At 71.3% G+C, this 22,795-nt stretch carries 16 protein-coding genes, 1 tRNA gene and 1 pseudogene; 8 read left to right on the plus strand and 10 right to left on the minus strand.

Going from position 1 to position 22,795, the window contains the following annotated elements:
* Nucleotides 1-103: 103 nt before the first annotated feature.
* A pseudogene (locus KBZ10_RS22080) lies at nucleotides 104-584 on the minus strand (ATP-binding protein).
* A gap of 194 nt (nucleotides 585-778) precedes the next feature.
* Between KBZ10_RS22080 and KBZ10_RS22085 the strand changes: the two are divergent.
* Both KBZ10_RS22085 and KBZ10_RS22090 read left to right on the plus strand, forming a co-directional pair.
* On the plus strand, nucleotides 779-2,128 hold the full coding sequence (locus KBZ10_RS22085; protein WP_210989438.1) for a hypothetical protein: 1,350 nt from the start codon (nucleotides 779-781) through the stop codon (nucleotides 2,126-2,128).
* A 52-nt stretch (nucleotides 2,129-2,180) separates the two neighbouring features.
* On the plus strand, nucleotides 2,181-4,805 hold the full coding sequence (locus KBZ10_RS22090) for an NACHT domain-containing protein (RefSeq protein ID WP_210989439.1): 2,625 nt from the start codon (nucleotides 2,181-2,183) through the stop codon (nucleotides 4,803-4,805).
* A gap of 121 nt (nucleotides 4,806-4,926) precedes the next feature.
* Here KBZ10_RS22090 and KBZ10_RS22095 read toward each other — a convergent pair whose 3' ends face one another.
* Together KBZ10_RS22095 and KBZ10_RS22100 are read right to left on the minus strand one after the other, a co-directional pair.
* Nucleotides 4,927-5,196 (minus strand): type II toxin-antitoxin system RelE/ParE family toxin, encoded by a 270-nt coding sequence (locus KBZ10_RS22095; RefSeq protein ID WP_210989440.1) that lies wholly within the window; start codon nucleotides 5,194-5,196, stop codon nucleotides 4,927-4,929.
* On the minus strand, nucleotides 5,193-5,465 hold the full coding sequence (locus tag KBZ10_RS22100; RefSeq protein ID WP_210989441.1) for a type II toxin-antitoxin system Phd/YefM family antitoxin: 273 nt from the start codon (nucleotides 5,463-5,465) through the stop codon (nucleotides 5,193-5,195). The genes KBZ10_RS22095 and KBZ10_RS22100 overlap by 4 nt, the downstream gene beginning before the upstream one ends.
* A 587-nt stretch (nucleotides 5,466-6,052) precedes the next feature.
* On the opposite strand from KBZ10_RS22100, the gene KBZ10_RS22105 reads away from it, so the two are divergent.
* Together KBZ10_RS22105 and KBZ10_RS22110 are read left to right on the plus strand one after the other, a co-directional pair.
* Nucleotides 6,053-7,453 (plus strand): NAD(P)/FAD-dependent oxidoreductase, encoded by a 1,401-nt coding sequence (locus KBZ10_RS22105; RefSeq protein WP_210989442.1) that lies wholly within the window; start codon nucleotides 6,053-6,055, stop codon nucleotides 7,451-7,453.
* A gap of 435 nt (nucleotides 7,454-7,888) precedes the next feature.
* Nucleotides 7,889-9,211, plus strand: a complete 1,323-nt coding sequence (locus KBZ10_RS22110) for a class I SAM-dependent methyltransferase (protein WP_210989443.1) — start codon at nucleotides 7,889-7,891, stop codon at nucleotides 9,209-9,211.
* A 148-nt stretch (nucleotides 9,212-9,359) separates the two neighbouring features.
* Here the strand turns inward: KBZ10_RS22110 and KBZ10_RS22115 are convergent, their stop codons facing one another.
* Together KBZ10_RS22115 and KBZ10_RS22120 are read right to left on the minus strand one after the other, a co-directional pair.
* Complete coding sequence (locus tag KBZ10_RS22115) at nucleotides 9,360-11,876, minus strand: ABC transporter permease (protein WP_210989444.1); 2,517 nt, start codon at nucleotides 11,874-11,876, stop codon at nucleotides 9,360-9,362.
* A 271-nt stretch (nucleotides 11,877-12,147) separates the two neighbouring features.
* Entirely contained in the window at nucleotides 12,148-12,930 is a 783-nt protein-coding gene (locus tag KBZ10_RS22120) for an ABC transporter ATP-binding protein (protein WP_210989498.1), read from the minus strand.
* Between the two features lie 457 nt (nucleotides 12,931-13,387).
* Between KBZ10_RS22120 and KBZ10_RS22125 the strand changes: the two genes are divergently transcribed.
* Both KBZ10_RS22125 and KBZ10_RS22130 read left to right on the plus strand, forming a co-directional pair.
* Nucleotides 13,388-13,470, plus strand: a tRNA-Leu gene (locus KBZ10_RS22125).
* Nucleotides 13,471-13,941: 471 nt separating this feature from the next.
* The gene (locus KBZ10_RS22130) at nucleotides 13,942-14,781 is read left to right on the plus strand and encodes a Bax inhibitor-1/YccA family protein (RefSeq protein ID WP_210989445.1); all 840 of its coding nucleotides are present in this window, start codon (nucleotides 13,942-13,944) and stop codon (nucleotides 14,779-14,781) included.
* Nucleotides 14,782-14,933: 152 nt separating this feature from the next.
* On the opposite strand, the gene KBZ10_RS22135 is transcribed toward KBZ10_RS22130, so the two are convergent.
* Nucleotides 14,934-15,164 carry a DUF4287 domain-containing protein gene (locus tag KBZ10_RS22135; RefSeq protein WP_098752248.1) on the minus strand — a complete coding sequence of 77 codons (231 nt, stop codon included), beginning with the start codon at nucleotides 15,162-15,164 and terminating at the stop codon, nucleotides 14,934-14,936.
* Nucleotides 15,165-15,261: 97 nt separating this feature from the next.
* On the opposite strand from KBZ10_RS22135, the gene KBZ10_RS22140 reads away from it, so the two are divergent.
* Nucleotides 15,262-15,639, plus strand: a complete 378-nt coding sequence (locus tag KBZ10_RS22140) for a hypothetical protein (protein WP_210989446.1) — start codon at nucleotides 15,262-15,264, stop codon at nucleotides 15,637-15,639.
* A 61-nt stretch (nucleotides 15,640-15,700) separates the two neighbouring features.
* On the opposite strand, the gene KBZ10_RS22145 is transcribed toward KBZ10_RS22140, so the two are convergent.
* From KBZ10_RS22145 to KBZ10_RS22155, 3 genes are all read right to left on the minus strand, one after another.
* Complete coding sequence (locus KBZ10_RS22145; RefSeq protein ID WP_210989499.1) at nucleotides 15,701-16,510, minus strand: hypothetical protein; 810 nt, start codon at nucleotides 16,508-16,510, stop codon at nucleotides 15,701-15,703.
* A 592-nt stretch (nucleotides 16,511-17,102) separates the two neighbouring features.
* Nucleotides 17,103-18,323 carry an acetyl-CoA C-acetyltransferase gene (locus tag KBZ10_RS22150; protein ID WP_210989447.1) on the minus strand — a complete coding sequence of 407 codons (1,221 nt, stop codon included), beginning with the start codon at nucleotides 18,321-18,323 and terminating at the stop codon, nucleotides 17,103-17,105.
* 365 nt (nucleotides 18,324-18,688) lie between these two features.
* Nucleotides 18,689-19,813 carry an SGNH/GDSL hydrolase family protein gene (locus KBZ10_RS22155; RefSeq protein WP_210989448.1) on the minus strand — a complete coding sequence of 375 codons (1,125 nt, stop codon included), beginning with the start codon at nucleotides 19,811-19,813 and terminating at the stop codon, nucleotides 18,689-18,691.
* A gap of 183 nt (nucleotides 19,814-19,996) precedes the next feature.
* Between KBZ10_RS22155 and KBZ10_RS22160 the strand changes: the two genes are divergently transcribed.
* A complete protein-coding gene (locus KBZ10_RS22160) occupies nucleotides 19,997-21,382 on the plus strand; it encodes a cystathionine beta-synthase (RefSeq protein WP_210989449.1) in 1,386 nt (461 codons plus the stop codon).
* A 645-nt stretch (nucleotides 21,383-22,027) separates the two neighbouring features.
* On the opposite strand, the gene KBZ10_RS22165 is transcribed toward KBZ10_RS22160, so the two are convergent.
* Nucleotides 22,028-22,456 (minus strand): hypothetical protein, encoded by a 429-nt coding sequence (locus KBZ10_RS22165; protein WP_210989450.1) that lies wholly within the window; start codon nucleotides 22,454-22,456, stop codon nucleotides 22,028-22,030.
* Between the last annotated feature and the right edge of the window lie 339 nt (nucleotides 22,457-22,795).

The following is a 22,795-nucleotide window of genomic DNA, read 5'->3' on the forward strand; positions in this document are numbered from 1 at the left end:
CCGCTTTCCTGACATGCTACGGTCCCCTTTGTCTTTCGACTCCAGGTAAGTCATTCAGCCCAGGAATATTCTCCGAATTCCTCCCGGCTCAGCCGGGAATACATCAAGGCGCTTCCATGGCGCACTCCGCCCACACGGCTTTCCCCATGGGTCTGTCACTGACTCCCCACCGGCCGGCGCACAGAGTGTCGAGAATGAGCAAGCCGCGCCCGCGGCCGCGCAGCGCGGACTCGGGGCGTCTGCGCGGTCGGCGGCGGACCGGGTCGTGTACCTCGACACGCGTGCGGGCGTCGTCGGCATCGAGTACGAGGCGTACGAGATCAGCGGGTTCGGTAGCGGACCGAGTTGGTGACCAGTTCGGATGTGACCAGGAGACAGGTGTCGACGTGGTCGGCGCTCGCGGCTTGGACGTGCTTCTCCAGATGCTCGCGGACGAACTGGCGTGCAGCTCTGACGGATTGCGGCTCGCTCGCCAGAAGCAGCACGTGAGGAGACGCTGATGGCGACGCCGCCGGTGCCGGCAGGGCCCGCGGGCGTCGTTCGAGGCTCACCGCGTCCCCTCGGGCTGCGCGTCGGCGTGGCATCGGCGCTCATCGACGGCTGACAGGAACAGGGGTCCGCGGATTTCGCGCTGGTCGGTCATGGCCACCACCAGGCCACCTTTCGGGCTGAGAACGTTCGGGGTTCGCTGAAGAGGTAACCGCGGGGTCACCCTCCGCAGGTACCGTGGGAAGCCGGTGGAACCGTGAACGCCGTGAATGCCGTCGGGAGATGAGGCGTGACCACGAAGAAGCGCAAACCCAATCCCGCCCTCGCGGACCTGCTCGACCAGGCGGGACTGACGCGGACGCAGCTCGCACAGCGCGTGAACCGGCTCGGGGTGCAGGCGGGACTGGATCTCCACTACAGCCAGTCCAGCGTTTCGCACTGGATCGCCGGCGCGCGTCCGAAACCGCCGGTCAGATCCCTGATCATCGAGGTGCTCTCGGACCGGCTCGGCCGCCCCGTGACACACGCGGAAGCCGGACTCACCCCTGCCCCGTCCGTGCTGAGGCCCGATCCGGCCGACGCTGTCGAGGAGTTGGTGGATCTCGGAAGGGCGGACATGGACCCGTCACGGCGCGGCGTGCTCGCCGCGGGCGTGTTCTCGGCAGCGCTCGCCCTTCCCGGATTCTCCGGCCCCGCGCATGCCGGAGAACGGTCGGTGAGCCCCGGCAAAAGGACCATCCGGATCGGAGCCTCGCAGGTCCAGGCGGTGCGCACCATGACCGACCGGATCGCCGGGATCCTCGACGAACTGGGCGCGGGACACGCACGTCCCATGGCGGCCGCGTTTCTCGTCAACACCGTGGGGCCCTGGCTGCGCGCACAGGCGAGCGAAGCGGTACGCCTGGACATGCTGGCCGCCGCATCCGATCTCACGTATCTGACGGGGTGGATGGCCATGTACGAGAAGGCTCACGGTCTCGGCCAGACCTATTACGTCAAGGCGTTGAAGCTGGCGAACGAGGCGCAGGACCACGTGACCTACTGCCGGACGCTGCGCGGCATGAGTCTCCAGGCGTCCAACCTGCGATACGGCCGGAAGTCATTGGAGCTCGCCGACTCGGCGGCGGAAGCGGCGCCGGCGTCCGGGCCGAGGCTGGTCGCCTTTCTCCGGGGACAGCAGGCGCACGCGGCGAGCATGGTCGGTGACCGGCGCTTGGCGCACAACCGTCTGCGCGAGGCGGAGGCGGCGCTGTCCAGAGCGGACAGTCGGCGCGACGCGATCGGCGGGTACGACCGGACGGCGTGGCTGTTCCACGTTTCCCATGTGCTGTACGAGGAACGCGATCTCCCCGGCAGCATCAAGGCTCTGCGGCAGTCCATCAAGGTGCAGCCGGAGGTCGAACGGCAGGGGCGCGTGCACGCGTACGCACTACTGGCGCAGCGGCAGTACGAGTACGGGCATCTCGACGCGTCCTGTGCGTCGTGGGGACGGTTCCTCGACGACTACGAGCACGTCTCATCGGCCCGGGGCGACGACCATTTCGGGACGATGCTCAGCCAGTTGCGGAGGCACGCGAGCACCCGGCCGGCGCGAGACCTCGCGGGACGGGCGCGAGAGGTGGCGGCGCTGAAGAACTGAGTGGTGGATTCAACGGCCACAGTTGGCTTTGGAGTTCTATGCTGACGTTGTCATGGAACCTGTGAGTATTGGGGCCCGGCTCGCTTCGAGCATCGTGGCACCTCTGGTGAAGAAGCTGTTTGTGACCGACGGTCCGGGCGCAGGTCTGGTCGACAGGCCTGTACGCGTTTCGGATCTGGTGTCGTTCCGGGGTGAGAAGCGGACTCTCGGAAATGCGGAACTCCGCAAGATCGCGGAAGAGTTAGTGGAACGCGCGGCGCAGTCCACCGGCACGTCGGAGCGCCTTCCTGGTTTCGAGCAACATGCGGTGGTGAATGCGGTCGCGCACTCATTGGGTTCTCTGGGGCACCTGGACATGGACGACGTCCAAGCCGTCCAACTCGGCTATCTGGGGCTGTCTCGACACCTTCGGGCGGGTAATCAGGCAGCCACATTGGGGCTTTCGAGCGATGCCGTGCTGCTGCATGCGAATGTCATGGACACGGCCTGCCTGCATATTCTGCATTTCTTCACCACGAGATCCACGTTCGTGCCCCGTACGCTCGTCGAGCAGAGTCGCCGGATCGAGGAACTGTCCTCCAAGATCGACCTGCTGATCCTGCGGACACCCTCCCCGGCGGACGGCGGTTTCGAGGAGCGCTATGCGCGTTACATCTCGCGCAAGTACGGCAAGCTGACCATCTTTGGTCTTGATCTGCCCGAAGCCTCGGGGGTATGGCCTCTCGACGCCGCATATCTGAGCCTGGAGGCCACGAGCACCACGGCCGGGGACATGCCGGTGGTGCTTCCTGCCGAACAAGTTCTGTCCGGGCGTGACCGGGTTCTGTTACGAGGCGTGGCCGGCTCTGGCAAGACCACACTGGTGCAGTGGCTGGCCGTGAGCGCCGCTCGTAACGGTCTCGATGAAAGATTGCTCTACCTTCACGGTCTGGTGCCGTTCGTGCTCCCCATGCGGTCGCTGACCCGCGCCGGGGCGAGATTGCCCACCCCGGACGAATTCCTTGCGGCAGTCGGATGTCCGATCGCCCAAGCCCAGCCGACAGGCTGGTACGACCGGGTGCTGACCGCAGGGCGTGGATTGATGTTGATCGACGGGATCGATGAGATGCCCGAGGCGGAGCGTGAGGATGCCCGCAGTTGGCTGAGGGATCTTATCGACGCATATCCGAAGAACCGCTGGCTCGTCACTTCACGGCCCTCGGCCGTGCGGGAACACTGGCTGGCGTGCGAGGAATTCTCGGAACTGGACCTGGCTCCCATGAGCCGTGACGACGTTGCTGCGTTCATCAAACGCTGGCATCACGCGGCTGGCAGCGCAGACGTGTACGGCAAGGAACTGCTCTATGCCGTACGGGCCAAGCAGGAACTCGCCCGACTTGCCACCAATCCGCTCATGTGCGCATTGATTTGTGCGCTGCATCGCGACCGGAGGGGCTACCTTCCCGACGGACGCAAAGAGCTGTACGACGCCGCCCTGTCCATGCTCCTGTCCCGGAGAGACCGGGAGCGTGGCATTTACCGGACGGGTGACATGCGTATCGGCGAAACGCACCAGGTGCAGCTGATCCAGAAACTTGCGTACTGGCTGATCCGCAATGGCCGTTCGGAGATGGATGCGACGGATGTCCTGGACCTGCTGTCCCGAGCGCTGACGGCCATGCCACGCGTTGTCGAACAAGGCACGGTGGAGCAGATCTACCGGTATCTCCTGGTCCGCAGTGGACTGCTCCTCGAGCCTGTTGAAGGCACCATGCAGTTCATTCACCGGACCTTTCAGGACTACCTCGGAGCCAGGGCTGCCGTGGAGAGTCTCGATTTCGACTTCCTCGGCGGGAACGCTCACCTTGACCAGTGGGAGGACGTTATCCGGATGGCCGTGGCCCATGCCCGCCCTGCGGAACGGACACGGCTGCTCACCGGACTGATCACACACGGCGACGCTTCGAAAGACGCCCGTCACCGCCTCCATCTGCTGGCTGCAGCCTGCTTGGATGACGCAACCGAGCTCGATCCCGCCGTGCGAACCGAAGTCCAGCATCGTGCCGAGAAGCTCATTCCGCCCCGCTCGGTAGCCCAAGCCCGTGCCCTGGCAGACGTCGGCCCCGTGGTACTGGAGCTGCTGCAAGGTCCGGAGAACCTCACTCCCGATGAGGCATACTTCACGGTCCTCACCGCTGTCCGGGTCGGAACCGATGCCGCAATCCCAGTGCTCACTCGATTCCGGACCGTGAACGATCTTCGGGTGCGCACAGAGCTGGCTCTGGCCTGGAGCCGGTTCGACACCGACCGCTACGGCGAGGAGGTCATCGCGTATTTGGACGAGCAAGACCTCTATTTCGTCATTTCGAGCAGTCGAGAACTCTGTACTCTGCACCGTTTCGGTGGCAGGTCTTTCCTGAGGATCACATCCCCTCTCAGCCCGGAGGAGATCCAGCGCTTCTGCGTGCAGGACCGCCTCACGGGACTGTGCATCGCGGCAGATCTGCGTTGCTCCTGGGAGTGGCTTGCCTGGTTTTCCCGTCTCACCGAGCTAACCCTGGAGGCCCCGTCCCCCGAGGTCGATGTGAGTTCACTTCGGCGTGTGCTCTCCCTCCGCACGCTTCGGCTGCCCGCAGCAGCGAGGGTCGTCGGAGTGGAACAGTTGCCTCCGACGCTGAAAATCGTCCGCACAAGCTGACTGCGGCTGTTTCCACCCCGGCGATGAACCACTCCGGGGCTGATGGAGACTTCGACCAGCCCCGGGCTGCACAGGCTTCGGCATCTCCGGGGCCGAGTCTCCGCGCTGATCTCGAAGCCGTTCAGAGGTTGCGGTAGACGTCCCGTCGGTCGCCCACCTTGACGACGAGGATGAGAAGTTCCCCGTCGTTCACCTGGTAGGCGACCCGGTAGTTGCCGACATGGAGCCGGTAGAGGCCCGACGGGCCGGTGAGCTTCTTGACGTCGGCGCCCTCGCGGTACGGGTCGTCACCGAGCGCGGTCAGCGCGGTCAGGATGCGCATGGCGTCGGGTCGGCTGAGGGACCGGAGTTGCCGCTGTGCCGCCGAGGTGAACCGGAACGCGTACTTCACGCCGCGCCTTCACCGTGCTCGGTGAACAGATCCGCCAGCAGTTCGGCCATCGTCACGGTCGGACCGCCCTCGGCCAGGACGGCCTCGGCCTCCCGGGCCAGCATGACGTCGGCCGCATCCTCCAGGGCTTCGAAGTCTGCGATCGGCACCACGGCTGCCACCGGAGCACCGTTGCGAGTGATCACCGTCGGGGTGCCCTGCTCGGCCCGGTTGATGTGATCCGCAAGATGCGCGCGGGCTTCCCGTACGGTCACGGTGTTCTCCGTCATGGCCTCAGTGTACGCATCTTTGTGTACACAAGGGGAGGCTGGAGTGTGGCTTGGGGGTGTCTCGTAGTACGGCCCGGTCTCTCCGGGGGCCTCCCGTCCGCCGGCTCCCGCCACGGCTCTCGGCGGGCCCCGGCGAGCGCTCCCCGGGGCGGGGCGGCGGCCGGTTCGGGAGGGGGTCCGCGGCACTCCTGAGCAGGGCGGTCATCGGGTGAGCGGGGCCGGCGGGGCCTTGCGGGGGCCGAGCGCGACCTGGCGAAAAAGAGTTCGTGAAACTCTTCACATGAAAAAGTGGCGGTGGATGCGCCCGGAGGGCTGATAAACGCCGGATAAGGGCCCGCGAAGCCTCCGAGACGAAGGCGGGCGAGGCCGTGAAAGCGGGACGCCGGCGCCGGCCGGTCCCCGGCGGTTCGCTCGCCTCCGAGCGTACAACCGCAGCTCACCAGGGGTTTCGCCGCGGCCGGGCGGTGGGGCGGCCCGCCCGGAATGTCGGGACTCCTGCGGTGGGGCGCGGAGTGTAACACAGCACTGAGGAGTCCTTGTGAAGGGCCTCACGAGCACCCCCCTCCGGAGTGCTGGATACTCGAATCATGAGCACCACGGAGCGTCCACGGATCCTCGTAGTAGGCGGCGGTTACGTCGGCCTGTACGCGGCGCGCCGCATTCTCAAGAAGATGCGGTACGGCGAGGCGACAGTCACGGTCGTCGACCCGCGCTCGTACATGACGTACCAGCCCTTCCTCCCCGAAGCCGCAGCCGGCAGCATCTCCCCGCGCCACGTCGTGGTCCCGCTGCGGCGTGTGCTGCCCAAGGCGGAGGTCCTGACGGGCCGCGTCTCGTCCATCGACCAGGACCGCAAGACCGCCACGGTCACGCCGCTCGTCGGCGAGGCCTACGAGCTGCCCTTCGACTACCTGGTCGTGGCGCTCGGCGCCGTCTCCCGTACCTTCCCGATTCCCGGGCTGGCCGAGCAGGGCATCGGCATGAAGGGCGTGGAGGAGGCCATCGGCCTGCGCAACCACGTCCTGGAGCAGCTCGACAAGGCCGACTCCACGAACGATGAAGCCGTCCGCCGCAAGGCGCTGACCTTCGTGTTCGTCGGCGGCGGGTTCGCCGGCGCGGAGACGGTCGGCGAGGTCGAGGACATGGCCCGCGACGCGGCGAAGTACTACCCCAACGTCTCCCGCGAGGACATGCGGTTCGTGCTCGTCGACGCCGCCGACAAGATCCTCCCGGAGGTCGGTCCCGAGCTCGGCAAGTGGGGCCTGGAGCACCTGCAGAAGCGCGGTGTCGAGGTCTACCTCCAGACCTCCCTGGAGTCCTGCGTCGACGGCCACGTCGTGCTCAAGAACGGCCTGGAGGTCGACTCCGGCACCCTCGTCTGGACCGCGGGCGTCAAGCCCAACCCGGCGCTGGCCCGCTACGGCCTGCCGCTCGGCCCGCGCGGCCACGTCGACGCGGAGCCCACGCTCCAGGTCAAGGGCACCGACTACATCTGGGCCGCGGGCGACAACGCCCAGGTGCCGGACCTCGCCGCCCGTGAGGCGGGTGTCGAGAACGCCTGGTGCCCGCCGTCCGCGCAGCACGCGCTGCGCCAGGCCCGGGTCCTCGGCGACAACGTCATCTCCGCGCTGCGGGGCTTCCCGCAGAAGGAGTACAAGCACGCCAACAAGGGTGCGGTCGCCGGGCTCGGCCTGCAGAAGGGCGTCGCGGTGATCCGGCTGGGCAAGCGCGTGAAGATCAAGGTCAAGGGCCGTCCCGCCTGGTACTTCCACCGCACGTACCACGGCATGGCCGTGCCGACCTGGAACCGCAAGATCCGGGTGTTCGCCGACTGGACCCTGCAGATGTTCCTCAAGCGCGAGGTCGTGTCCCTCGGTGCGATGGAGAACCCCCGCGAGGAGTTCTACGAGGCCGCCCGCCCGGTGCCGGCTCCGGCCGACGCCCGGCCCGTGACGGCCGAGCGGTCGGAGAAGGCCAAGGCCTCCTGACCGTGCGGGGCCCGGCCCCGCGCACAGCAGCCCGAAGGGGCGTCCGCCGAATCCGTGGGGCGGGCGCCCCTTCGGCGTACCCGGCATGCGCCCCGGGGCCCAGCGGCCGGTGCCCGGCCCGCGGGTGCCCGGCCCGCGGGTGTTCGTGCGGCCGGCGACCGGCCCGGACCGCCGGCGCATCGGGCGCTGATCGCCCGGCACCCGATCACCGCCCCGTGACCAACCGCCCCGTGACCAACCGCCCCGTGATCACCCGGCCCGTGATCACCCGGCCCGTGATCACCCGGCCCGTGATCACCCGGCCCGGGTGTACGGGACCTCCGTCCCGGCGGCGCTGCCCCTCCCGTGTCCCGCAGGGGTCTGGGTTTCGGGCGGGACCGGTGCTTCCGTGGAGGCGTACGCGTTCACCGCTTCCCGCCCACGGAGGTGTACGAGATGGCTGACGCCGCGAGACGGCTCACCGCACTCGCCGAGGAACTGCTGGGCACCCCGTTCCCCCTGCGGATCCGGGCCTGGGACGGCAGCGAGGACGGCCCGCCCGGCGCGCCCGTCCTCTTCGTGCGCCACCGGCGGGCGCTGCGCCGGTTCCTCTGGCGGCCGGGCGAACTCGGCCTGGCCCGCGCCTGGGTGGCCGGTGAGCTGGACATCCTCGGTGATCTCTACGAAGGGCTGGACCGGCTGTCCGGGCTGTTCTGGGAGCGCGGGGCGGGCCCGGGGAGCGGCGGTGCCGGCGGCGTCCCGGCCGCGGTCGCGGCCTTGCGCGAGCCCCGCAAGCGCGCCGCCGTCCGCGAGTTGACCAGGCTGGCCGGTCCCGGGCTGCCCCCGCCGCCGCCCCGCGAGGAGGCGCGCCGCGTACGCGGCGGACCGCTGCACAGCCCGCGCCGCGACCGCCGGGCGGTGAGCCACCACTACGACGTCGGCAACGACTTCTACGCCCTCGTCCTGGGCCCCTCCATGGTCTACTCCTGCGCCTACTGGGCGGAGGGCGGCGATCTGGAGGCCGCCCAGCGCGACAAGCTCGACCTCGTCTGCCGCAAGCTGGCCCTGCGGCCCGGGGCGCGGCTGCTGGACGTCGGCTGTGGCTGGGGCGCGCTGGTGCGGCACGCGGCGCGCGAGTACGGGGTGCACGCCGTCGGGATCACCCTCTCCGCCGAGCAGGCCGCCCACGCCCGCAAGTGGATCGCCGAGGAGGGGCTGGCGGACCGGGTGGAGATCCGGGTGCGGGACTACCGCGAGGTCTCCGACGGCCCGTATGACGCCATCGCCTCGATCGGCATGGCCGAGCACGTCGGCTCGGCGCGCTACCGCGCGTACGCCGAGGTGCTCCACGGCCTGCTGCGTCCCGGCGGCCGGCTGCTCAACCACCAGATAGCCCGCCGCCCGGAGCCGCGGGAGGAGGCGTACCGCATCGACGCGTTCATCGACGCCTATGTCTTCCCGGACGGCGAGCTGGCCCCCGTCGGCTCCACCGTCTCCCGCCTGGAGGAGGCCGGCTTCGAGGTGCGGGACGTGGAGGCGCTCCGCGAGCACTACGCGCTGACGCTCCGTCAGTGGGTGGCGAACCTGGAACGGGAGTGGCCGCGTGCCGTGCGCCTGGTCTCGCCCGGCCGAGCCCGCGTCTGGCGGCTGTACATGGCCGCGTCCGCGCTCTCCTTCGAACGGAACCGGATCGGCGTCAACCAGATCCTCGCCGTCCGCACCCCGGAGGACGGTGCTTCCGGCCTCCCGCCGCGCCCCCGGGCGTGGACGGAGAGCTGACCGGCGTCGGCGGGTCCGGGCGCGCGCACACCGAGCCCCGGTCCGCGACGCATCGGTCGCGGACCGGGGCCCGGCGTTCGTTCCGGCCACCCGCCGGGGAGCCGGCCCGCCCCGGCTTCCCGTCCGGGAGGAGCCGGCCCGTCCCGGCCTACTCCGCCTTGATCGCCTCCAGCGCGTTGAGCCTGGCCGCCCGCCGCGCCGGCCAGAGCGCGGCCAGGACGCCGACCAGTCCGGCCAGGGCCAGGAAGGCCCCGATCCGCTCCCACGGGACGGTCATGGTGTACGTCGCCATCGAGTTGGCGATGGCCGTTCCGGCGGCCCAGGCGAGGAAGACCCCGAGCCCGATGCCGAGCACCGCGCCGAAGAGCGAGATCACGACCGACTCCAGCCGGATCATCCGCTTGACCCGCGAGCGGTCCATGCCGATCGCCCGCAACATCCCGATCTCGTGCTTCCGTTCGAAGACCGACATCGCCAGGGTGTTGATCACGCCGAGCACCGCGATGATCACGGCCATCGCCAGCAGCCCGTAGAGCATGTTCAGCAGCAGGCTGATCATCCCGCTGATCTCGTCGCTGATGGCCCGCTTGTCCTGGATCTTGATCGCGGGGTTCTTCCCGAGGGCCTCGGTGAGGGTCTGCTCGGCCTGTTCCGAGGGGCCGTCCTTCATCTTCACCATCACCTGGAAGTCCGTGATCTCCGCCAGATGGGGATCGACCACGTCCGTCGGGACGAAGATGCCGTCGATCATCTCGTTGCCGGTGTAGACACCGGCGACCTCCAGTTTCTCCTTCTTGCCGTCGTCGAACTCGAAGGTGAAGGTGTCACCGGTACGGAGCCCGGCCGCGTCGGCCGTCTCGTCGTCGACGACGGCGCCGTGGCCGCCGAGGCGGTCCAGTGAGCCGCTGGTGAAGTCCAGGGAGAGCACCTGGCCGACGGCCACGGGGTCCACGCCGGTCACCCCCGTCCACTCGCCGCCCACCGCGCCGTACGCGGCGCGCATCGGGCTGGTGGCCTCGACCTCCGGCAGGGCGTCCAGCTTCTTCCGGACGTCGGGGGAGAGGCCGGTGTAGCTCGCCATGCTCACCGCGTAGTCCGCCCTCATCAGGCCCACGGCCATCTTGTCGACGGCGCTCTGCACGGAGGTGGCGACCACCGTCAGACCGGTGACCAGGGTGAGCCCGATCATCAGCGCGGCGGCGGTGGAGGCGGTACGGCGCGGATTGCGCAGCGAGTTGAGGCGGGCCAGCTTGCCGGCCGTGCCGAAACGGTCCAGCAGGGGCGCGGCCGCGGTGATGACCGGACGGGACAGCAGCGGCGTCAGCACGATGACCCCGACCATCATCGCCCCGGCCCCCGCGGCGAGCAGCTGGTTCTTCTCCTGGGTGACGCCGAGGAAGAGCAACGCCCCGCCGAGGGCGGCGATGGCGGCGCCGATGCTGTTGCGGACCACCAGGCCGCGCGTCGTCGGAGTGGCGTGCACGCTGTTCATCGCGGCGACCGGCGGCACCTTCGCGGCCCGCCGGCCGGGCAGCCACGCCGCCAGCATGGTCACCACGACACCGATCACCAGAGCGGTCAGCGGGGTCTGCGGGGCGATGACGAGCGGGCCGTCCGGGATGGTCGCCCCCGCCGCGCTGATGCCGGCACGCATGCCGACTGCGATGCCGATACCGGCGCCGAAGCCGAGGACGGCGGCCACCAGTCCGACGAGGAACGCCTCGACGAGCACCGAGCGGGTCACCTGCCGGCGGGAGGCGCCGATGGCGCGCAGCAGTGCCACTTCCCGGGTCCGCTGGGCGACCAGCATGGTGAAGGTGTTGGCGATGATGAACACGCCGACGAAGAGCGCGATGGCCGCGAAGTAGAGCAGGACGTCGCCCATCTCCTTGGTCTCCGCGGTGATCTGCTCCGCCTGTTCGTCGGAGAGGACCTTGCCGGTGACGGCCTCGGTGCCCCGCGGCAGGATCTTCTCGACGGCCGCCTTGAGTTCGGTCTGGGAGGTGCCGGCCGCGGCCTGGACGGTGATCTCGTCGTACCCGTCGGAGCCACCGAAGAGTTCGAGGGCCGTGGTGTTGTCGAACAGCACCAGGGTGCCGCCGGCGGCGACGTTGCCGTCCGAGGTGTCGAAGACTCCGCTGACCCGCGGCGTCCGGACCGGGCCATTGACGGAGAGCCGTACGGTGTCGCCGGTGCGGTAGCCGGTGCGCTCGGCGGTGCGGCGGTCGAGGGCGACCTCGCCGGCCGTCTCGGGGGCGCGGCCGTCGGTGAAGGTGTAGCGGGGGTCCTTGCCGTCCGGGCCGGGCTGGTGGTTGCCGCCCTGGGTGGACCAGCCCTGGCCGACGAGTTTGCCGTCCTTGTCGGCGAGTGCGGCGAAGTCGGAGACGGCGCCCGTGGCCGACTCGGCGCCGGGCAGTTCCGCGGCCTTCTTCAGCAGGGCGTCGTCGAGCTTGGGCCCTTCCTCACCCTTCGGGACGCTGCCCCACCGGATGGCGACGGAGACATGGTCGAAGCTCTTGGCGGAGCTCTTCTTGAAGGCTTCACCGATGGTGTCGGTGAAGGCCAGGGTGCCGGAGACGAAGGCGACGCCGAGGAGGACGGCGAGCACGGTCATCAGCAGCCTGGCCTTGTGCGCGAGCACATTGCGCAGGGCGGTACGGAGCATGGTCCTGTCAATCCTGGTGAGGGGTGGGCGGGACGGCCGGGAGGCCGGGCCGGCGGGCGCGTACGGGACGGTCCGGCGCGGGGGTCGGGGTGGCGCGGGGCCGGGGTGGCGTGGTGCGCCCCGGGGCGCGCGGTGCGGGGCACGGGACGGGCGGTGATCCACTCTCGCCGCACCGGCGTTCGGGCCGTACCGGCACCGGGGAAGGGTTCGCGCGCCGTGCGCGGGGTGGTGCGGACGCCGTCGCACGCGGCGGGCCGCGCGCGGGCGCGGTTCAGGCGCCGGCGCCGGCTCCGGCCGCCCCGGTGGGCAGGGTGCGCATCCGGTCGAGGACGGCCTCGGCCGTCGGGTTCTCCAGCTCGTCGACGACGCGGCCGTCGGCGAGGAAGACGACGCGGTCGGCGTAGGCGGCGGCGACCGGGTCGTGGGTGACCATCACGATCGTCTGGCCCAGTTCGCGCACGGAGTTGCGGAGGAAGCCCAGCACCTCGGCGCCGGAACGGGAGTCGAGGTTGCCGGTCGGCTCGTCCGCGAAGATGATCTCGGGCCGCCCCGCGAGCGCGCGGGCGACGGCCACGCGCTGCTGCTGCCCGCCGGAGAGCTCGGTCGGCCGGTGCTTGAGCCGCCCCTCCAGGCCGACGGTCTTCACGACCCGGTCCAGCCACTCCGGTTCGGGTTTGCGGCCCGCGATGTCCATGGGGAGGGTGATGTTCTCCAGGGCGTTGAGCGTGGGCAGCAGGTTGAACGCCTGGAAGATGAAGCCGATCTTGTCCCGGCGCAGCTGCGTGAGCTGCTTGTCCTTGAGGGACGCCAGTTCGGTGTCGCCGATGCGGGCGGAGCCGGCGGATATCGAGTCCAGCCCGGCCACGCAGTGCATCAGCGTCGACTTGCCGGAGCCGGAGGGGCCCATGATCGCGGTGAACTCGCCCCGGCGGAAGTCGGCGGAGACCCCGTCCAGTGCGACGACCCGCGTCTCTCCCTGGCCGTAGACCTTGGTGAGGTCCGTGGCGCGGGCGGCGATCGCGGTGGGGCGGGTGGCGGTCCGGGCACCTGTGATGCTGGTGGTCACGGGGAACTGCTCCTGTCTGCACGCTGGCGGGCCATCGGCGGGGATGCCCGGGGACACCACCATCCTGGTGGCCGGAACACCCGGGGGAGTCAGCCCGCGCGCCCGTTTCCGTGGCCGCCCCGGGAGGTACCGCGAGGGGCTCATGTCATACCTGGGGATGACGGGAGCCCGGAGGGGGCCTCGGGGGCAGTCGAGATCGCGTCAATTCCGGGCACCGCGGACGCGGCCGTACGCGGGGCCCCGCGGGGACCAGCAGCACGTTCTCGCCATCCTGGTTCTGATGGACCTTCAGCTGCCCATAAAATCAGACAACCACCCTTCGGGAACGGGCTGTTCGGCATCGCGCACCCGGATAGGCTCGGAGGGCGCCATGGGGGGACCGCGAGCCGCTGGGAGCGGTCCCGCAAGCCTGACCAGCCCCATCGGCATCGTCATGGGGGATCCCGCCCGGATGGTGGAATGCAGACACGGTGAGCTTAAACCTCACTGGCCTAGAAGGCCGTGCCGGTTCAAGTCCGGCTCCGGGCACCCCCTGGCCCCCGGTCCGAGGCGGCAGGGGCAGCGCACCGTCCGTCGCTGAGTAGACCCCGCGCGGGAAGCCGGACCGAGCGCCCTCGCCGGACGGGCTTCCGGACGCCACCGCGCACGGCCGCCTCCGGCCTCCCGCCCCTCACCGCTGCTCTTCCGCTCCTCCTCCGCTTCCTCTTCCGGCGGCCGAGGCGGTGACGGGGCCTGCCCGGCGGAGAACCGGCGGGGCGGAAGGGCCCGGGAAGCGCGGACCGTGTCGGCCGGCCGCTTCCGGCGGGGGTGCGGGAGCGGGTCCCGGCGGAAAATCCCGGCGCTGTCCTGGTGCCGCCGGGCGCCGTCGCGGGAATGTGTAACCGGGCGATGCCGTTGACGGTGTCGCCTGCAAAGATCCTCCCTGAGCACTAGGGTGATTTTTTTGCTAACCCATTACTCTTGAGGCAAGGTCGCGCAGGGCGGCCACGGAGGAGTGAGATGAGGAGCAGCAACCCGGTCTTCTCGCGACGGGGATTCAGCCGCGACAACGGTTACGCGGGCTTCAACGCGGCACCGCAGGCCGGGGGCCCCGCCGCTGTCCAGACCGGCAACCCGTACGCGGGCACCAACCCCTACGCACAGCAGGCCCAGCCGCAGCAGACGTACGGCGCGCCGCCGCAGGCCGACCGGATGACGATGGACGACGTCGTCATGCGGACCGGCATGACGCTCGGCACCGTCGTCGTCGGTGCGGCCGTCGCCTGGCTCATGGAGATGCCGCTCGGCCTCGCCCTCGGCGCCGCGCTGATCGCGATGGTCTTCGGGCTGATCCAGGCGTTCAAGCGCAAGCCGTCCCCGCCGCTGATCCTGGCGTACGCGGCCTTCGAGGGACTCTTCCTCGGAGCGCTCAGCGGCTACATCAACCAGCGGTTCGACGGCGCTCCCATGCAGGCCGTGCTCGGCACGATGGCGGTCTTCGCCGGTGTGCTCATCGCCTACAAGACCCGGATCATCCGGGTGACGCAGCGGTTCTACCGCTTCGTGATGGCGGCCGCGATCGGCTTCGTGCTGCTGACCGCCGTCAACCTGCTGTTCATGGCCTTCGGCGGCGGTGACGGCCTCGGCTTCCGCAGCGGCGGCCTGGGCATCGTCTTCGGCATCGTCGGCATCGTTCTCGGTGCCGCCTTCCTCGCCCTGGACTTCAAGCAGGTCGAGGACGGCCTGGCGTACGGCGCTCCGCGCGAGGAGTCCTGGCTGGCCGCGTTCGGCCTCACGGTGACCCTGGTGTGGATCTACCTGGAGATGCTGCGACTGATCGCGATCCTGCGCGGAGACTGACGTCCCCGCGGCGGGCGGTGCGAACCGTCCCTTCGGTGATCCGCGTGACTCGACGAGGGGTCCGGAGGCGAGAGCCTCCGGACCCCTTTCGCGTCGTCGCGTCGGCGGCGCATCGCACGCCTCCCGTCGCGGCGGACGGAGACAGACCTCCCTCAGAGAAGCTTGCGCGCGGCGCGCCTCAGATCGTGTTCGTGAATGATCGCTTTGGCGTGGCCGTAGGCGAGATCGTGTTCGCCTCGCAGCCAGCTGACCTTCTCCTCGAAGCGGAAGAGAGCCGGGCCTTCGTCGACGGTGCGCAGCCAGTCGGAGATCTCGCGGCCGGTGCAATGAGGGATGCGGGAAAGCAGGTTCCGGTGGGTCTCTTCCGAGAAGACTTGGGACATCGGCGCCTCCGGGCGGTTCCAATGCTGGTCCTTCACGTCACCGTGCCTGAGCGTTCGCTCCTTGGCAATGGTCCGGAAGGCCCCATAGGCTCACCACGTGCTGGACACCACCCCTCTGGAGACCGCCGTCGACCGGCTCGCCGACCGCCTGCGCGCCGCCCCGCAGAGCAGGCTGCGCCGCGGTGCGGCGGCGCAGGGCCTGGAACTGGCCCGCGAGTTGGCGGTGCGCGCCCAGCGGATCGAGTTCCCGGAGCGGGAGCCGCTGGTGATGCCGGAGGCGGGGCTGTTCACGGTGGCCGACCAGGTCGCCGTCGCGGGACACGACCTGGCGGCGGCCCTGCGCGGCGCGGACGGCGGCCGCGGCGAGGCCGGTACGGGCGCCGGCGGCACGGCCGGCGAGGGCGGGACGGGCGCGGCCGGGCTGGCCGGGGCAGTGGCGCTTGTCCGGACGGCGGCGGAGCGCTGCGGCTGCTGAGCCGCGCGGGTCCCCGGTCGGCGTCGGCGCGTGCCGGGCTTCCTGCCCGGGCCCGGTGCCGTCAGAGGGAGGCGATGACCCGGTCCGCGAGGACGTAGATGCTCTCCTGGCCGCAGGCGAAGGTCAGGGCGTAGGCGCCGGAGACGCCCGAGCCACCGAGCAGGAAGGGGACGGTGCCCCGCTGCAGGGCGTCCACCAGGTGCTCGGCGGTCTCGCGGTGCCCCGGGGTCATGCAGACCGTGGTGCCGTCCGCGAAGACGTAGACATCGAGCGTGCCGAGCGGGCCGGGGCGGACGTCCACCAGGGGGATGCCGTCCTCGGCCAGTTCGGCGAGGAGCGCGATGGTGCGTTCGTGGTGGGCGGTGGCCGAGGTGTGCGGGGTGAAGTCGGGGTGGGAGGGGTGGCGGCGGCGGGCGGCGGCCAGCTCGGCGGACTCGGCCGGTTCCTCGATCTCCGCCTCCGCGTCCTCCTCCTCGCCGGAGTCGAGGGCGCTCAGGGCGTCCGCGGCGAGGAAGGACTCCAGGCCGGCGGGGTCGGGCTGGCGGGGGAGGAGGCCCGGGCCGTCCTCGCCGTATCCGGTGAGCCCGCTGAGCAGGGTGGCGTCGGCGGCGTCACGCGTCTCCTGGGCGGCCCAGAAGGCGCGGGCCTCGGCCAGTTCCCGTTCCCGCTCCTCGGCGAGGGCCTGGGCGACGGCCGCGCGTATCTCCTCGGCGGGGGTGGAGCGGGGGGCGGGCAACTGAGCGGTGCGGCCGGCGGCGGCCAGTTCGGTCCGCAGGGCGGCGATCTGCCGGCGCACACCGTGAGCGGCGTGCAGGGCCGCGGCCCCCGCGGCCGTGGCGGCGGACGCGGCGAGCAGCAGGGCGATGGACATGGCGCTCACTGACGTTCTCCCGGAATCGACGGCTCCCCAAGAATTCCTACCTCAGCTTGGTGGGGGTCCTGCCCGGACGTCAGTGCGGAACCTCACCAAACGGACCGCCCGGAGTGCCGATACGTTTCTGCTTCAACGGCCTGAGCTGCGCTAACGGTCTCTCACCGACGGCAGATCACATCCTGGGGGAGATTAGGTCACGACGGGGACAGCCGGGTGGCCGCGACCGCACCGTCCGTGACCGCGTTCCGCCGCGGCGGTGCGGCGGTCGTCGCGACGCGCGCGGCGGGGCCGGTCGTGCGGCTGTTACCCCGGGCCTCGCTCCCCGGTTCCCGTGCCCGGTTTCCGTTCCCGGGCCCCGTTTGAGCCCTGTTCACGGGCTGCCCGTTCCCGGGCCCCTGTCCGGGGGCGCCATTCCCGGGCCTCCGGTTCCGGGCCTCTGTGCGGGCTCCCGTTCCGGGGCTCCCGTTTCCGGGTGTTCTTCCCGTTTCCGGGTGTTCTTCCCGGTTCTGCTGCTCCGGTTCGCTTCCGCCCCGGCCGGGCAGCGCCTCCGGGCCGGCTCGTGGTCGGCCGGCCCGGAGGGCCGGACGGGTCAGCTCAGGCGCTCAATGATCATCGCCATGCCCTGGCCGCCGCCGACGCACATCGTCTCCAGGCCGAACTGCTTGTCGTGCCACTGCAGGGAGTTGATGAGCGTGCCGGTGATCCGGGCGCCCGTCATGCCGAACGGGTGGCCGACGGCGATGGCGCCGCCGTTGACGTTGAGCCGGTCCAGGTCGATGCCCAGGTCCTGGTAGGAGGGGATGACCTGCGCGGCGAACGCCTCGTTGATCTCCACCAGGTCGATGTCGCCGATGGACATCCCGGCCCGCTGCAGCGCCTGCTTGCTGGCCTCCACCGGTCCGTAGCCCATGATCTCCGGGGAGAGGCCGGAGACGCCGGTGGAGACGATCCGCGCCAGCGGCGTCAGGCCCAGCTCGCGGGCCTTGGTGTCGGACATGATCACCAGGGCGGCGGCGCCGTCGTTCAGCGGGCAGCAGTTGCCGGCCGTCACCAGTCCGTCGGGGCGGAAGACCGGCTTGAGGCCGGAGACGCCCTCCAGGGTCACGCCGGCGCGGGGGCCGTCGTCCTTGGACACGACGGTGCCGTCCGGGGTGGTGACCGGGGTGATCTCCCGCTCCCAGAAGCCGTTCTTGATGGCTTCCTCGGCGAGGTTCTGCGAGCGCACGCCGAACTCGTCCATCTCCCGGCGGGTCACGCCCTTGAGGCGCGCCAGGTTCTCGGCGGTCTGGCCCATCGCGATGTACGCGTCGGGGAGCAGGCCGTCCTCGCGCGGGTCGTGCCAGTCGGTGCCCTCCTGCTCGGCGCGCGCGGCGGTCCGGGCCTGCGCCTCGTCGAACAGGGGGTTCTGGGTGCCGGGCATCCCGTCCGAGGTGCCGTTGACCTGGCGCGAGACCGTCTCGACACCCGCCGAGATGAAGACGTCGCCCTCACCGGCCTTGATGGCGTGCAGGGCCATCCGGGAGGTCTGGAGGGAGGAGGAGCAGTAGCGGGTGACGGTGCAGCCCGGCAGGTGGTCCATGCCCATCTGCACGGCGACGATCCGGCCCAGATTGTGGCCCTGCTCGCCGCCGGGGAGGCCGCAGCCGAGCATCAGGTCGTCGATGTCGTGCGGGTCGAGCTCCGGGACCTTGGCGAGCGCGGCCTGGATGATCGTGGCGGTCAGGTCGTCCGGGCGGACGTCCTTGAGCGAGCCCTTGAAGGCCCGGCCGATCGGGGAGCGGGCGGCAGAGACGATCACGGCTTCGGGCATCACGGCTCCAAGAGGGGGCGAGAAGGCAGGACTGAGTGGGAAGTTACCTCCACGTACAGCCCGGGTCACGGTCTGGGGTGTGTGACACCGGCCTCTTTTCTAAGCGCTTGCTCAGCTCTCGCGGAAGGGCCCGGACCGGCACGTGTGCGGCTGCCCCGTTCCGCCCCCCGGCCCTTGGTATGGGCGCACAGCAGGCGTGGTGCGGGCGCCCGCCCGGGCGGCCGCACCCCCTCCGGGGCCTGCCGTGACGCCGTCGGAAACGCTCCTCGCACGGTGCCCGCACGGCACTCGCCCGCTCCTGCGGCCGGTCCGGCGCCGCTCCCGGGATCGCTCGTACGAGCGACCCGGCGGCCGCCGGGCGGCGGTCAGCCGGCCACCCGCCCGGCCGTCCGGTCCGGCTGGGGACGCGGCTCCCGCCGTGCGCCCTCCTCCCCCTCGCGCTCCGGCTCCGGGCCGGGCCGCCGCCCCCGCTCCGCCGCCGGGCTGCCGTCCTTCGGAAGCTGCCGCCGCCTCCGGTGCTTGAGCAGCGCCCACGGACCGCGCGCCACCCCCGCGCCCGCCGTGCGGCCCCCGGCCGAGGCCACCTCCGTACCGCCCTCGGACGCCGCCTGCGCCGCCGCCTCGGCGACCGGCAGGATGCCCTCGGCCCGCGCGACGTCCAGCCGCTCCTCCGGCCACAGCCCCAGCGCCGCGCACAGGGTCGGCAGCACGGCCATCGCCGCCGTGGCGTACCCCTCCGCCGAGGGGTGGTAGCTGTCCGGTCCGAACAGCTCGCGCGGATTGGCCTCGAACTCCGGGCCCAGCAGGGAGCCCAGGGAGACCGTACGGCCGCCCTGTTCGACCACGCCGATCGTCTGCGCCGCCGCCAGCTGCCGGCTGAGCCGGCGCGCCACCCAGCGCAGCGGCTGGTACACGGGTTCGATCGTGCCCAGGTCGGGACAGGTGCCCACCACCACCTGGGCCCCGGCCTCCCGCAGCCGCCGCACGGCCTCCGAGAGAAGCCGCACGGACCGGGCGGCCGGCACGCGGTGGGTGACGTCGTTCGCGCCGATCATGATCACGCAGATGTGCGGGACGTCCGCCGGGTCCGCCAGCAGCAGCGACACCTGCCGGTCCAGATCCCCGGACATCGCCCCCGACAGCGCCACGTTGCGCAGCCGCACCGGCCGCTCGGCCACCGCCGCGAGACCCGAGGCGAGCAGCGCTCCCGGGGTCTCGCGAACCCGGTGCACGCCCTGCCCGGCCGCCGTGGAGTCGCCGAGGAAGCCGAGTCGCAGCGGCTCCAGGTCGGACAGCAGCGCGAACGTGGCTCCGTAACAGCCGTCCGCCCGCGGCGGTTCACCGTCCGGGACGCCCACCAGGCGCCGCGCCCAGCGCATCTCCGCCAGCAGCAGCCCCACGGCGGCGCCGCCCAGGAGACCCGCGCCACCGCCCCCGTAAGCCGCCGCGGCAGCGATCCGCCGCGCCACCCTCGCCCTGGACACCGACATCTCCGCCCCGCTTCCCGGCGGCCGGCCGCCGGCACGCCTACCGGTTCCATGCCCCGCCGCGCCCCCTCCGCAACGCCCGCGCAGGGCGGGCGCGCCACCCGGAGCGCGCCATAGGCTGGGGGGACGGGCACCCGAACAGCGACCGCCCCCGATTGCGGAGACCCCGCCGAACCTGGAGACGTCGTGCAATATCACGATTCGATGATCGAGCTTGTCGGCAACACCCCGCTGGTGAAGCTCAACCATGTGACGGAAGGGCTGTCGGCGACGGTCCTGGCCAAGGTCGAGTACTTCAATCCCGGGGGGTCCGTGAAGGACCGGATCGCCCTGCGGATGATCGAGGCGGCCGAGGAGTCCGGCGAGCTCCGCCCCGGCGGGACGATCGTCGAGCCGACCTCCGGCAACACCGGGGTGGGGCTGGCCATCGTGGCCCAGCAGAAGGGCTACAAGTGCGTCTTCGTCTGCCCGGACAAGGTCTCCACGGACAAGATCAACGTGCTGCGGGCCTATGGCGCCGAGGTCGTGGTCTGCCCCACCGCCGTGGATCCCGGCCACCCGGACTCGTACTACAACGTCTCCGACCGGCTCGTCCGCGAGATCCCGGGCGCGTGGAAGCCCGACCAGTACAGCAACCCCCACAACCCGCTCTCGCACTACCACTCGACCGGCCCCGAGCTCTGGGAGCAGACGGAGGGGAAGATCACCCACTTCGTCGCGGGCGTCGGCACCGGCGGCACCATCAGCGGCACCGGCCGCTACCTGAAGGAGGTCTCCGGCGGGAAGGTCAAGGTCGTCGGCGCGGACCCCGAGGGCTCGGTCTACTCCGGCGGTTCCGGCCGGCCGTATCTCGTCGAGGGCGTCGGCGAGGACTTCTGGCCGGACGCCTACGACCGCGGCGTGGCCGACGAGATCGTCGCCGTCTCGGACAAGGACTCCTTCCGGATGACCCGGCGGCTCGCCCGCGAGGAGGGCCTGCTGGTCGGCGGTTCCTGCGGGATGGCCGTCGTCGGCGCGCTGGAGGTGGCCAAGCGGCTGGGGCCGGACGACGTGGTGGTCGTCCTGCTGCCGGACAGCGGCCGCGGCTACCTCAGCAAGATCTTCAACGACGAGTGGATGGCCGACTACGGCTTCCTGGAGGAGAGCGGCGGCGCCGCGCGCGTCGGCGACGTCCTGCGCGACAAGGACGGCGGGCTGCCCTCACTGGTGCACATGCACCCGGAGGAGACGGTCGGCGAGGCCATCGAGGTGCTGCGCGAGTACGGCGTCTCGCAGATGCCGATCGTGAAGCCGGGCGCCGGTCACCCGGACGTGATGGCGGCCGAGGTCATCGGCTCCGTCGTCGAACGGGATCTGCTCGACGCGCTGTTCACCCGGAGCGCCGATCTGAAGGACCCGCTGGAGAAGCACATGAGCGCGCCGCTGCCGCAGGTCGGCTCCGGCGAGCCGGTGGCCGATCTGATGACGGTACTGGAGAGCGCCGACGCGGCGGTGGTGCTCGTGGACGGCAGGCCGACCGGTGTCGTCAGCCGCCAGGACCTGCTGGCGTATCTGGCCAAGACCGCCAAGTAGGACGCCAAGTGGCCCTTCCCGCAGGGGAATTCGGCCGTTCCGGCAAAGGTACGCGGCGGACACGTGCCCGCATCACGCCCTTAACAGGCGCGGGCCACAGTGGTGGGTGTCGGCCGGAACACCGCGCAGGTGAACCAGCCGGCACCCCAACGGCGCCAGGACATCCGGAGCGGCTCCCGGACCTCCATGGTCGCCCGGACGCGGCCGCCCGGTCAGGCTTCGGCCGCGTCCCCGCGGGGACCGCCGTCGTCCCGCCCCTGGCGCTCGCGCCGGGGTGCGGCGGTCCCCGCCCAACGCTTCCTGCCGCGCTGTGCGCAGGTGTGCCGCGCACCACCGCGGTACCGGGCGGCTCGGCGGCAGCCGGACACCGCGACCGCCTTCCGCGCTCGCGGCCCGCGCCCCGCTCCTCATTCCCCACGGGGCGGGGCGCGCCGGGGCTGCCCGCGGGGCGGGGCCGGGGCCGGGCCGGAGGCGCGCCGGGCCGGTGGCGCGGGCGGACGGCGGGCCCGGGGGCGGGTGGCCCGGCCGGCAGCGGTCCGGTCGCCCGGGCGGCGGTCCGGTCGCGGAGCGGTCGTCAGCCCGGTCCCGGAGCGGTGGCCGTCCTGCCACCGCCCGGCCCGTGGCCCGGCGGTGGCCCGGTGTCCGTCACTCCCAGTCGGAGGTCTGCGGGGACTTCTCGCCGCGCCGGTCCCGGAACCAGGGCGCCCGGCCGCCGCCGTGGACGGCGGCGTTCACGCCGATGACGCCGAGCCAGGCGACGACCAGACCGGGCAGCCCCGCCACCCCGGCGCCGATGCCCGACAGCGGTACGGCCAGGACCAGCGAGATGATGCCGAAGCCGTAGCGGTCGCCGAAGCTCTCACCGCCCCTGCCGCGGGCTCCCGGCGGGCGGGAACCGCGGGCGACCACCATCTGGCTCTCGGCGAGCTGCCGCCGCACCCGGCGGTCCACCGCGCCGTCCAGCTTCTCCAGAAACGAGTCGACGAGTTCCGACTCGTACTCCGGCCCCAGTTCCCTGCGCGCGTGCAGGGTGGCGTCGAGCTCCTTCTTGAGCTCCGGGTCACGGGCTTCCATACGGACCACGCTAGAGAAGACGGACGCCCGGCACAGTGGGGATAACCCCCCGATCCGGGGCGGTGCGGGCACCGGGCACCATGCTGGTGCCGTCACCGTCACCGTCACCGTCACCGTCGTGGCCGGTCCCTGCCTCCGTGCCGCCGCTTCGTCCACGGCGTCGTGGCCGGCGGCCAGGCCGTCGCCGGCCCGGCACGCACCCGACCGGTGCTGCCGCGACACGGCGCCGCTTCCGTCCTCCGGAAAGGAACCCTCCTCGTGACCGAACCCCGCGCCGACCGTCCCGCGCCGCCTCCACCGAGCGGACCGCGGGACGGCGCCGACCGCGCCGCCGCGCCG

The sequence above is a fragment of the Streptomyces sp. F63 genome (assembly GCF_018070345.1).
Classification (GTDB): Bacteria; Actinomycetota; Actinomycetes; order Streptomycetales; family Streptomycetaceae; genus Streptomyces.